This window comes from Rubripirellula tenax (genome assembly GCF_007860125.1).
Taxonomy (GTDB): domain Bacteria; phylum Planctomycetota; class Planctomycetia; order Pirellulales; family Pirellulaceae; genus Rubripirellula; species Rubripirellula tenax.
In genome coordinates this window covers 830,104-841,944 of sequence record NZ_SJPW01000001.1, presented here as the reverse complement: position 1 = coordinate 841,944, position 11,841 = coordinate 830,104, and the positions used below count along the sequence as shown (strand labels likewise).

The window sequence follows — 11,841 nt, the reverse complement described above, 5'->3', positions numbered from 1 at the left end:
AGGAACCGTGAATTGAATCCTGAAAAATTGATCTTCGAAGGCGCCCGCTTCAATGTTCACCAGATGGAACTGACCGGCAGCGATGGGAAGACGTACGTTCGTGAAGTCATCCGCCACCCCGGCGCGGTGGTGCTGTTGCCGTTGATCGATCTCGACACGGTCGTGTTGATCGAGAACCAGCGACCGACCGTTGGCGAAACGCTTTTGGAATTGCCCGCCGGGACTCGCGAAGCCGGTGAACCCGTCGAAACCACGGCGGCTCGCGAATTGATCGAAGAGACCGGTTACCGGGCCGGGAAACTAGCCAAGCTGCACGAGTTCTATTCCGCACCCGGGATTTGTGACGAGTTGATGCACTTGTACGTCGCCACCGAATTGTCGGCCGGAGACCACCAACGGGAAGCCGTCGAGCAAATCGAGAATCACGTTGCCTCGCGATCCCAAGTCACTCGATACATTGCCGAGGGCAAAATCCGTGACGCGAAATCGCTGATCGGTTTGTACGCGTTTCTGTATTCGCCTGCACTTTCGAAATGAGTTCGCTGCCATGCTGACACCGTTGCCGACGCGATGCCTGTCTGAATTTTTGAGCACGTTTTTCCTGGTCGTCATCGGCTGTGGCGCGATCGCCGTCGATGTCCGCACCGGCGCGCTGACTCACGTCGGCGTCGCAACCGTGTGGGGATTGATCGTGATGACCATGATCTATGCGGTCGGCGGCGTTAGCGGTGCGCACATGAATCCGGCGGTCACGATCGCGTTCACGTGCTTCAAGAAATTGCCGATCAAAGACGCCGTTGCGTACGTGCCCGCCCAGTGCGGGGGCGCCCTGCTGGGCGCCTTGGCGATTCGGTCGGTGCTGGGGCTGGATGAATCGTTGTTGGGCGCGACCACGGTGAAGGCCGGATTGACGCCGATAGCCGGGTTTGCGGTCGAAGCGATGATGACGGCGATCTTGATGTTCGTCGTCATGGGAGTCTCGACCGGCGCGAAAGAAGAATCGATCACCGCGGGCATCGCCGTCGGTGCGACGATCGCGATGGAAGCCTTCGTCGCCGGCCCGTTGACCGCTGCATCGATGAACCCCGCCCGCAGCATCGGCCCGGCGATCGCATCGGGGCATCTGGAAAACTTGTGGGTTTACATCGCCGGCCCGATCGTCGGCGCACTTGTCGGCGGCATCCTTCGCCGTGTGCTGAGCCCGTCGGCTTAACCGAAACTAAAACAGCTTGTCGTTGTTCTTGTGACGGTCGGCGTCACGTTTCGTTTTTTTGTCCAGATTGCGGCCCAGCGCATCCGTCAAGTCGATCCCGGACTGATTCGCTAAACAAATCGTCACGAACAGAACATCGGCAAGTTCGTCAGCCAAGTCGCCCGGCGATTCACCCGCCTTCGACGACTGTTCGCCATGCGATCGCGACAAAATTCTCGCAACCTCGCCGACTTCCTCGACCAATTGAGCCAAGTTGGTTAACTCGTGAAAGTAGCGCACGCCGATCGTGCGGATCCACTCGTCGACTCGGTCTTGAGCCTCGCGGATCGACAGCGGCGGCGGGTCCTGGCGGTTGATGGCCATGTCGTCGTTCATTCGGCGATCATCAAGTAGGTGCCACTCTTGCCGGCAACGGCGATATCCGTTTTCGAGTCGCCGTTAAGATCTTCGGCCACGATTTGAAGGCCCGTGCCGACATGACCTTCTTCGATCGTGTGTCGCGTGAACGTCTTGGTCTTCGCATCCCAGTCGTAGTAATACAAGCACGGCATCTCGGTCCCACCGGGGTCTTTGCCGTTGTGTGCGAAGTACCGTTTACCCGTCACCAGGTCGGGCTTTCCATCGCCCGTCACGTCCACCCAAGCCAACGAGTGCGGTTGGCTGTATTGCTTGTCGATTTCGTGCTCGGTCCACCCGACGGTTCCGTTTTCGTCGGCACCATCGTTCTGCCACCAAAACAAACCGAAATCGTGACCGTTTCCAAAGATCAAGTCGCCGTCGCCATCGTCGTCCAGGTCGACAACGATCATCGGGACGGACGAATGCAGTTTCCAATCTTGATGGAACTTCCACGGCGCCGACCATGGCTGGGACGACGGTTGTTCGTACCAACCTTGTCCGACCAACAAATCCGATCGACCGTCGTTGTTCAAGTCGCCAACGGCAACGCCGTGCCCGTTGGCTTTGTCACCAAACGTATGCGAAACCACGTCGAACATCGCACCGCCGCGTTGGCCGTCGCCCTTGTCGCGCGGAACCAATCGCCACACAACCGTCGGCACATCATTCTTCCAGCTATTGACGATCCACTCGGGACGCCCGTCGCCGTCGATATCTTGCATCAACTGGCCTTCGTTGGCCGAGTTCCCCGTATCGACCAGCAAGTGCTTGGGCCACGTCTTTCCCAACCGAAGTGCTTCGTCGCCCGGGTTTTCGTACCAATGAACTTCCGTGGGCAGGAACGATCCCGCGATGACGTCCAAGCGACCGTCGCCGTTGACGTCCATCAAGTAGTCGCCATTGCTTTCGACGTAGCCGTTCCAGTCATCGATCGCGCGCAGCGGACGAGGTTCCCAATTGCCGCCGTCGGTTCCGTCGCCACCGCGGAACCAGTTTCGGCCGGCGACCAAATCGGTCTGGCCATCGCCGTCGACATCTCCCGCTGCGATCCCTTCGTTGGCATCGAGCGTCAGCAGACGTGGTCGAAATCGCACACTTGATCCGTCCCCGACGTTGCTGTCATCGCCGATCACCGCTGTGGCGGCCCCGCCCAGAATCATGCTGACCGCGGAAAAAGCAACAAAAAACCGCCTGGATCGTCGAACTGTCATTTCAAAATCCTAAAATCGGATGAATCGGCAACTAAGATAGGGGCTGCAGGGAACCACTCAGCACTCACGTAAAGGTACTGGTTTCCCAGAGCGCAAGGTTGATGCAATCGCGACCACCGTGACCGCTGATCGCTCGTTTTGCCACGAAGCCGTGAAGCGCTCTGTTGAAAATGGGTTTCACACGACATGATTGTAGTCATTGACATCCACGTCGGAGACGCGGAGTGCACTCACTAAACCATCGAGGCGGCTTTGGAAATCTCGACCGACAACGAACTGCTTTACCTCGAAGACATGAAAGTCGGCGATCGCTGGATGAGCGAGTGGCGCGAGATCACGGCGGACGACGTGGCCGATTTCGCGGCGCTGTCCGGCGACCATGATCCCCTGCATACGCCGGCGGCCGATTCGTCACCGTTCGGTGAACCGGTGGCCCACGGATTGCTCGGCCTGAGCGTGTTGGCGGGACTGAGCAGCCAACGTCCCAGGGCCGCGACCTTGGCCTTGGTGGGAATTTCCGATTGGCGATTCGAAGCCCCGATTTTCTTTGGCGATCGAGTCCAGGTTTCCACCGAGATCGAATCGATCGATCAACACGGTCGCCGCGCCGGTCGAGTGACATGGGTTCGCCAACTTCTCAATCAAGAAGGCCGCGTCATCCAACGCGGCCGCTTCGTTTCGCTGGTCGCAACCAAGGCCCGCGCAAGACGACTTTCCACACAGGAAGAAACGCAACGAGGAACACTGCCGGCGAGGTAGTCGATCGGCGGAAATCACGGGCCTGCCTCCGGTCGCAAAAGAGGGATCGCCAGCGACGCTGTTCGTTTAAACCCTGGATTCAAATTGCTTGATTGTGTACCCCAAGAGCTGCCTCCCTCACGGCAGCGGACATTCTCCAACGCACCCGCCGCGGCCCGTTCAAAGCGGGGCTTCGCAGGGCTGAATTCCGGTGGGTGCAATGGCCCCACACACCCCAACCCGAAGATTGGCCGATGGACACGACAGTTGTCGCACCATGCCCATGGGTCGAGAGCATCACGCTGCTCCGCTTGCCTGAGCAAGCCGACCAGCGATTGCAAGATTTGATGGATCGCAATAACGAGGGCCAACTCACCCAAAAGAAAGAAAAGAAAAACAAAGAAAACAAAGAAAAGGGACAGGCAATTTTCAACAAGCTTTCGAGCTGTCCGCTTTGTTCACGCATCGCGAAATACCTTGCTCGCGCACCGAAATCGGTTGCGATTGAGCCGGCATTGCCAGGCAGGCCGAACACAGGTGCCAACGGCGCAGCGCGAAGCCTTCAGTGCTTCCTATCGGCTCGATAGATACGTCGCTTGAAGCTACGCGATTGGCGCGAGCGGATTGCCAGGGCAACACAGCCAATTTTGGCTGCGGCGGGCCGCTTCATTCGCCATGCTGTCGGCCGTTCCGGCTGCTCGCTTGAAAGTCCGGCCGAACTTCTTCACCAAGTCGCACCAGCCGTGACAGTCCAAGCCGATCCGCGCCAAAATCGGAGCAAGATGCGACGGTATCGAACCGCTCTTGCCTTCGCTGATTTGTCGCCCAGTCCAATCCAGCAACTCCAAGTAACTGAACATCGAGATCGACAGAAAGCCCTTCCTGCTCGCACGACGGCCACTCGAGTCCGCATCAGGGCCGATCGCATCTTCGCGCTCATTGATCTCAACCGGACTCAGCCAACCACTCTTGGTGCGGCGGCGACTTCGTTCCCAATCATGAGTACTCATGCGCGAGCGATCTTTCCTGGCACTTTCTTGACGCGTTGCCAAGTCGTCAATGCGGTCCTTCGCCCCGGTGAATTCGCTTGACTCAGGCGCTGCTGCGATCGCGGCACGAACGGGATTTAAGTCAACGTAAGCCGAGCACGCCAACAACGACGCTTCATCGAGTAAAACGACCGCCTTGTAACGGCCTTCCCAAAAGTGACCGGTCACACCGTCCTCGGCATTGCTACGGCGGGCAATGTTTTCAGCCGTACAGCGCATCCACCAACTCAAGTCACTCAGTCTTCGCCGCCGCTCGGACAGCCGATCGGGATCGTTCACGATCATGTTGATCTCGGGCGCCGAAGGCTCGGCGGGCGAACCATCTTCGTTACGCCGGTGTGGAAACAAACGCAGCCAGCGCCGCGCCACTTCTTCATCGGTCCACGTAGCCAGCACATCTGGCCGACTCCGCAAAATCACGTGGATATGGTTGTGCATCACCGTGTAAGTCAGGCAGTCGACGGCGAAAACACTGGCCAAGTACTCCATCCTTTGCCGAATCCATTCCCGTCGGTGCTCAAACGACTGGCCAGTGACGGGATCATCGCCGCACAAGAAAGCGCGTCGGACACAGCGTTGAATGCAATGGACGACCTGAATTTCAGCCGGATCAATGACTTCACCGCGAGCAAGCCTGGGCATGGGACCGCCTCGAAACGAGTGGATTATGTCGGCAAGGCATAAATTACCGATCGCCAGCTCCGTAGGCAACCCAAGTTGTTGCCTGTCCCTTTTTGGCTTTATGGGTGGGAAGCACGATTCGACGGTCCATCAGGATCGAGTATGCCCAGTCGGATAACGTTACGCGTAACCGGGAACACGCGGGAAAGTCTCTAACGGCCAAATCGCTTAACTCGCGTTCTCCGGTTCACGCGTTGGTTATCGGGGCGCTCCGGAATCCACCGGTGATGGGCTCCGAAGAGTCCAGAATACCGCAGGCGAGTCACGGATGCAATCAGTTTGCTCACGATCTCGATCCGGCCCAAAACGTCCGTGCTTGGATCGGCAATTGGCTTGCCCTACCGTCATCATGTGAAGTCTTCCGTCCTGAATCGAGCACTGAAATCAGCGTTCCGGATCGAGCACAACTCGAGCGCACCTATCACGCCCCTGGATCAAGCGCACCAATCACGAGCACTGAACGATCACCCCCGACGCGATAACGGCACGCATCACCGGGGACGGGCGAAATGCATGCAAGCAGAAGAGAAAACGAACCACCCGTCCTCCGGTGCATGCGATTGTTATCCGCCGTTCTGGAGCCACGTCGGATCTTCCGGACGTCATGAACAAAGGATTTGCCATTGTACAATATAGTCCCAGAGTCCGGTGTTAAACTGGTCGCTTCCAAAGCGACCGACGGACAGCGCCATGTGAGGGCTAAAAACGACAGAAAACGCCTCGCCCCAGAAGCCAGGCGAACCAGTAACTTGGTAGTAGAGTTGTCCGAGTCCCACATAGGGGCCGGGAGCGAATGCGTAAGCGAGCAGCAGGCCGCCGAAGATCAACCAAAACGAGTCCCAGCGATTTGACGCTTGGGTTTGCACGAGTCTTGCAACACCTAGAGCGAGCGGGGCAATCGCTGCAAGGAACAGCGCAAGTCCCCAGTTGAGCCTAAAGACGACAAGCCACAGCGCGGATGCGGTCAAGGCGGAGGTAGTTGCAAGTGAAGGCTTCACGGTAAATTCAACGCCATGTATCGTGGCATGTCATTCGGATAACGTCCGCCGTCACCGGGCACGGAGAGACGACTTTCCATTTGTGAAAACATGCAAGCCGTGCTCCGTGTGCACGGCATTGTTATCCGCCGACATTCGTTGAATTGTGACCAGCCGTGATCTCTGAGGAGTCGCGATAGTAGTACCTTGCGGGGACAACGGCCCGGCAAGATGAGCATGCGGCCATGATACGTTTTCCAACGGACGCAGCACCCCAACGAATGCCGCCGGCATCCCAAACAGACCTTTCAGATTCGCATTTAGTGCATTGAATCATCCATTGCTGGGATGACGCCTGCATGGATTGAAACCATGGCGACGGCAGCAACCGTTCAGCGATTCGTTGTATTCGGGACACAGAATGCTCCAAGATAGCGGTTGAAATTTGGCGAACCAATTCTTGAGGCTCAATCAAGACCATCTTAGGGCGCACAAGATCGATTCGGATAACGTTACGGATCACCGGGTGGCGGCGAAAGACTCTGCCATTGCCAAGACGCGAACCACCGCCACTCCGGTGCATCCGATGGTTATCCGCCGCTTTGGTACAGGACGGGGAACAGCCACAGCAGTGTAGCCGATCCAGCAATAGCTGGTATGCTGAGTTGTTTCAGCGCGGCAGTCAATCCAGGGAGCGAAACACATCCATAACGACCGCTACCAGAACAAGAGCGGCGAGTGCAAGTGCGTTGGCTAGATCGCCGCCCACCTGCCACCCCCAACCGCTTTGCCGCAGCACGCCAGCGACAATCGCAATTCCGAGTGCCCATTTTGTTGCATTCCACTCTATCGCGTTGCGTTTCATTGGTGTCGAGGTGTAGCATTGTCGAAGGACAAGTGGGAAAACGTTATCTCTCAGTCGGATAACGGTTGTGATCACCGGGTCGGGAGAGACAATCTTACCATTGGTGAGACCGCCGCAAGCCCGACTCCGCGTGCATCACGTGGTTATCCGCCGTTTTCTAATCGTCACCAAAGTCGAGAGGTTTACCGCATTTAGGGCAGGCTGGTGTCACCGCCTCGAGTTCAAAGCCACAGTGGTAGCAGAACGGTGAGAGTGTAGTTACATCCTGATTTGAACGTGAACGCCAGTCCGAGATTAATTCACGAACTTCGGGTTCACTGCAGTTCGAAGCGAGTACATCATGAAGGGTATCGAACACCGGCCCCTCGCCAACGTGCCCAACCTGCCGTGGAGAGACAAGTCGCGCGTTGATGCCAGCCTGAACCAGATGAGCAGCAAATGCCTCCGCATCTTGGTAGTCGCGTGACCGATAGACCACCGTTGTTTCTGGAAGCGTCATAGAGGAGCCTGCATCTTCAGTCGGATAACGGTTACGATCACCGAGCCGGAACGGTAATCAATGCTTCAATTTGCACGCGCAAGTCCGGCTTCGTGTGCATCGTTTTGTTATCCGTCGTTTGCGTTATGGGTTTGAACAACAGTCGCAGTGAAATCGTTGTCCTTCGGGTTGATAGTAAGCGACGATAGTTCGTCATATTCCATGGTGTGGTGATAACTCGTCATTTTGCGATTGCGCCAATCCCAATAGTTCAATTGTGTCAGTTTGCCGTGCTCGAAAGCTGTTTCGATCGACGCATCAGGAGTGTCAATTGACCACATCCGCCAACTGGAACTGTTCGCTGCTGGCGTGTCCGCAACAGCGTCGCCAGTGTAAGGAATTGCTGTTTGCATGCCATCGCTAATGTCCGTCGCGCCGACAAGCTTAAGCTGTGTGACAGCATCAGTCTCGGTCATCCCAAGCGAAAGTGTTGCCTCAGGCTTGGATTCGCCGCACCCGACACACAGCATCAACAGAAGAGGCAGCAATGAGTGATGGATCTTCAATATGGTCTCCTAGGCGGATAACGGCAGCCGTCACCGGGCACGGAAAGACGACGTTCCATTTGTGAAAACTTGCAAGCCGTGCTCCGTGTGCACGGCATTGTTATGCGCGTTTGGCGTGCCTGCGCCATGTAAACATTGAGAAGGCCAGAGCCGCGAGCATAACGGAAGAACTGGGCTCCGGAACGGATGTAACCGCAACGGAATCCAAAACGATGCCGCCTAAATCAGCATCAGAAGAGGGGGTTACGAACGATAGTCGTGATGAAGATGTAACCGTGATAAGACGTTCGATTGATTCTAAGGAAACAACTCCGGTTCGGGAAAAAGTTTCTGAGTAGCCGTCAAGCGAAACGGTCACCATATTCTCGGCTGCAAAGTCACGGTTATTTCCAAGGTTAAAAGAAAGGCGATACAGACCGGGAGCGATATCAAAATTGGTTTCAATCGATCCTGAGCCGCCCGATGTGCCATTTAGGTCGAGGTACAATCCGTTTCCAGGGTAATAATCAAAGAATCCATTACCTAAAAGGTCAACGGAGCCTGCAGTAATAACAAAGTTTTCGAAATTTGTGTAATCGAGCACTCCAGTTCCTCCATTCTCCACGTCGAAGCTGTCGACAAAATCCGCATTCACATACGAGGCGTTGGCGGTAAGGAGTAGCGTCAGCAAAGCAGTCAGTCTAAACATCATGTATTCCTCGAGTGTATGGGGTCAGCGGCAACGATTCACGCATAACGGTTGGCATCACCGGGTGGCGGCGAAAATCGTGATTTTGAGAAAACCGTGCCACCGCCACTCCGGTGCATGCCGTGGTTATCCCATTGCATTGAATCGAGCATTGAATCAGCGATGGGCAGCGGTGACCACCGTTCGACAGCATAGCGGGCATTGAATCGTGCGGCAAGTTTCGAGCGTTGCCGACCGTCAGCGGGTCGGGCACGGCGAACGAAGGGAGCCGAAACGCGGACTCTCTCGCCAATGGCGAGGCCCGGTGGGAAAAGACAAATGGAGCCATTGGCGAGAGTGTCCGCGTTTCGGCAGCTTGCAGCGGAGTAAACCATTCCAATGCCGGACGAACCGCAAGCTTCGGGCATGGGGAAACGTGGGCAGCAACTTCGAGAACGTGACGTTCCGCATCGCCGGAAAAAATAGATCAGCGCGACCAAGAGATTTTCCGGCGATGCGGTACGTCACGTTCGGACGTGATTTCGAGAAAACCGTTTGAAGCAAAGTCGGCCGACATCCCCGGCAGTCGAGTGTTGCCGATCGAACCGCAACGAAGCAGGATCAGCCGGCACCTCCGCGCATTAGTTGGGATAACGTTACGCATCACCGGGGACGGCGAGTTGACGTTCCATTTGTGAAAACGTTTTGCCGTCCTCCGGTGCATGCGATGGTTCTTCCTTCACGACTGGCCGAGTGTTGCAATCTGTCGACACTCCAGATTGATATTTGACAACTACTGAAAAGCGGCGCAACCAGGTGACGCAGCATAGGAACATGCCTCCAGTTTGGTCAGCCATGATGGCCCACAGTCTACCCATTGTTGCGAAAGCGGTGACCACCGCTGAGCCTTCCATTCATCATGGCAGCCGTACCAATTGCAAACCTCGTACTTGCGAGCGCGGCCAATCGGACAACTTTCGGAATAAATCGTCTCAGTGGCATCGAGTTGCAGGCAGTCAGCGGTTTCCGTGAGGCACGCACCGCCGTTTGGAAAATGAACGACCGTTTCGCAGTGTGCGGGTTGAGGAGCAGCGCATTGGTATGTCGCAACGCAACGTCTAGGCTGGCAACAACATCGGTGGCGTCTCCGGTCGCATGCAGAAGCAACGTCGGCGATCAAGATGAAAACTAAGACGAACATTGAAGCAGAAAGAAGTTTATTGGGCATGTTGAATTTCCGGTTGGTGATTAGGTAGGTTTGCCGTTCCGATTTAGTGTGATTGTAAGGTAGGTAGAACGCAGGCGACAGCAGGCAGTAGTGCTTGGAAGAACGTTACCGATCACCGGGTCGGGAGTGTTGATGTTCCATTTGAAAACGGCCGCAAGCCCGACTCCGGTGCATCGGAGGGTTATCCGCAATTATGTTTACAAGGCGGACCGCCAGCGAGCATGGGCCGCGCGAGCGGAAAACATCGACGGAACGTCGCCACGATGCCCTGCGCGAGCAGCAAACAACGGCGGAACGCCGCCAGCATGGGCAAGGCCTTGCGGGATCTTGGGCATAGCCGTTCATTCAATGAGTGGTCACAGGCGGAATGCGCAGGCCATTAAGAATTAGGCAGCACAAGAATAGAGCAACAAGTTCAGTCAGGGTTAGACGATCAGAAAAAGGCCAGATTCCAGTAATGTGCGACGCCGACGCAAACGCAAATCCAGCGCAGACCACATTCAGCCCGGAGAGCAATTTGTAATCAGGGGAGATGTTGTACACCGCCAAGCCGATCGCAGCAATGATCATGATGTAGAGCAAGGTCGAGATCGAAAATTGAACCCGAACGTACGGCTTGTCGTCAGTCGATTGTTCAGTAGCGTCGCTACGGTTATTCATGGCGTCCAGTCGGATAACGTCTGCCATCACCGGGCACGGAGAGTGATGCATCTATTTGTGAAAACGCGCAAGCCGTGCTCCGTGTGCATGGCTTGGTTATCCGCCGCATTCGCCATGCTCGGGAGATTCAACGTAGCCAAATCCCCAAACAGCATCGACAAGATCAAGCAGTTGCGGGACGCCAAAACGAATGACGTATTCAGGAGGCACATGATCAGTTTTACCGTCCCGCATCCGAAATACAAGCGGAACTCTTCGATCCGAAAATGGGAGGGAGTTAGCAGGTCGGAGGAACGCCTGAATTTCCGGGCGTTGAATCAACAGATCATTGCCCGTCGAAGTGCTCTTGGAGAACAGTATTGAATTCGTCGAAATCGTAACGGTCCAACAAATCGGGTGAATCAAACGAATGGCATACCAAACGAGTGCGGGCAACAACGCAATGCAAAACAGGGGCAGCACGAAGTTAGCCTCGTCAGCTAGCTCGATTGCGGGTACCAAGCCAGTGTAGACGGACAGTGTTCCGTACGCAGCGAAAGCCGTAAACGCAGTAAGCACGGGAGCTACGAAGTAAGCGTAGTCACGCGTGCTGCTTGTGAGCGTTTTCATGGCGAACCTTGCAACTCGATGAGGTGAAACTCCAGTCGGATAACGGTTACGATCACCGAGCCGGAACGGAAATCATTGCTTCAATTGGCACGCGCAAGTCCGGCTTCGCGTGCATCGTTTTGTTATTCCGCGATCATCGCCGTGCCCCACCCAGAATCCGATCCTGAAAAAATCTCGTCAGATTGTCGGAACACTCTTTTGTTGATTTCCATGGGGATATTATTCGCGTCCGTGAAGATGTTCAAGTTGTCATAGTTTTTGTTCACCCATTTTTGCATGGACTCTGGGCCGCCTGTGGCCTCCACATAGTTCATGCCGTTTTCGACGCGGGAAATGTTAATTTCATTGCAACAGAAGAATAGTATGTCGTACGGGGTGTCGTCTCGCCAGGGCGCGAGTTTACGCGGCCAATTGATGGTTCGTGGTAGCTTTGGGTGCGTAAGGTCGTATCGACGCCTCATTAGCCTTCAAGACCGCGCCATAGGTTGACTCCCACGTTC

At 55.7% G+C, this 11,841-nt stretch carries 14 protein-coding genes; 4 read left to right on the top strand and 10 right to left on the bottom strand.

All coding sequences use genetic code 11. From position 1 onward, the window contains the following. Positions 1–12 precede the first annotated feature (12 nt). Together Poly51_RS03090 and Poly51_RS03085 are read left to right on the top strand one after the other, a co-directional pair. Complete coding sequence (locus Poly51_RS03090) at positions 13–537, top strand: NUDIX hydrolase (protein WP_146454100.1); 525 nt, start codon at positions 13–15, stop codon at positions 535–537. Positions 538–547: 10 nt separating this feature from the next. Further along, a complete protein-coding gene (locus tag Poly51_RS03085; RefSeq protein ID WP_146454098.1) occupies positions 548–1,213 on the top strand; it encodes an MIP/aquaporin family protein in 666 nt (221 codons plus the stop codon). 6 nt (positions 1,214–1,219) lie between these two features. On the opposite strand, the gene Poly51_RS03080 is transcribed toward Poly51_RS03085, so the two are convergent. Further along, complete coding sequence (locus Poly51_RS03080; protein ID WP_246114228.1) at positions 1,220–1,588, bottom strand: nucleotide pyrophosphohydrolase; 369 nt, start codon at positions 1,586–1,588, stop codon at positions 1,220–1,222. Next, positions 1,585–2,823, bottom strand: coding sequence for an FG-GAP repeat domain-containing protein (locus Poly51_RS03075; protein WP_246114227.1), 1,239 nt, complete (start codon positions 2,821–2,823; stop codon positions 1,585–1,587). Before Poly51_RS03075 ends, Poly51_RS03080 begins: the two co-directional genes overlap by 4 nt. A gap of 252 nt (positions 2,824–3,075) precedes the next feature. Here Poly51_RS03075 and Poly51_RS03070 point away from each other — a divergent pair, with 252 nt between their 5' ends. Then, entirely contained in the window at positions 3,076–3,582 is a 507-nt protein-coding gene (locus Poly51_RS03070) for a MaoC family dehydratase (RefSeq protein WP_246114226.1), read from the top strand. A 233-nt stretch (positions 3,583–3,815) separates the two neighbouring features. After that, a complete protein-coding gene (locus Poly51_RS03065; protein ID WP_146454096.1) occupies positions 3,816–4,148 on the top strand; it encodes a hypothetical protein in 333 nt (110 codons plus the stop codon). Positions 4,149–4,163: 15 nt separating this feature from the next. On the opposite strand, the gene Poly51_RS03060 is transcribed toward Poly51_RS03065, so the two are convergent. The 8 genes from Poly51_RS03060 to Poly51_RS03020 form a co-directional block, all read right to left on the bottom strand. Continuing rightward, entirely contained in the window at positions 4,164–5,252 is a 1,089-nt protein-coding gene (locus Poly51_RS03060) for a transposase (protein ID WP_246114225.1), read from the bottom strand. Between the two features lie 641 nt (positions 5,253–5,893). Beyond that, a complete protein-coding gene (locus Poly51_RS03055) occupies positions 5,894–6,289 on the bottom strand; it encodes a hypothetical protein (protein WP_146454094.1) in 396 nt (131 codons plus the stop codon). A 661-nt stretch (positions 6,290–6,950) separates the two neighbouring features. Then, a complete protein-coding gene (locus tag Poly51_RS03045) occupies positions 6,951–7,133 on the bottom strand; it encodes a hypothetical protein (RefSeq protein ID WP_146454092.1) in 183 nt (60 codons plus the stop codon). 157 nt (positions 7,134–7,290) lie between these two features. Beyond that, complete coding sequence (locus Poly51_RS03040; protein WP_146454090.1) at positions 7,291–7,632, bottom strand: zinc ribbon domain-containing protein; 342 nt, start codon at positions 7,630–7,632, stop codon at positions 7,291–7,293. A gap of 107 nt (positions 7,633–7,739) precedes the next feature. Then, positions 7,740–8,177, bottom strand: coding sequence for a hypothetical protein (locus Poly51_RS03035; protein ID WP_146454088.1), 438 nt, complete (start codon positions 8,175–8,177; stop codon positions 7,740–7,742). A 100-nt stretch (positions 8,178–8,277) separates the two neighbouring features. After that, positions 8,278–8,865: a PEP-CTERM sorting domain-containing protein gene (locus Poly51_RS03030; RefSeq protein WP_186775310.1), complete on the bottom strand. Its 588-nt coding sequence runs from the start codon at positions 8,863–8,865 to the stop codon at positions 8,278–8,280. A 1,552-nt stretch (positions 8,866–10,417) separates the two neighbouring features. Continuing rightward, the gene (locus Poly51_RS03025) at positions 10,418–10,732 is read right to left on the bottom strand and encodes a hypothetical protein (RefSeq protein WP_146454084.1); all 315 of its coding nucleotides are present in this window, start codon (positions 10,730–10,732) and stop codon (positions 10,418–10,420) included. Between the two features lie 96 nt (positions 10,733–10,828). Continuing rightward, a complete protein-coding gene (locus Poly51_RS03020) occupies positions 10,829–11,341 on the bottom strand; it encodes a hypothetical protein (RefSeq protein ID WP_146454082.1) in 513 nt (170 codons plus the stop codon). Between the last annotated feature and the right edge of the window lie 500 nt (positions 11,342–11,841).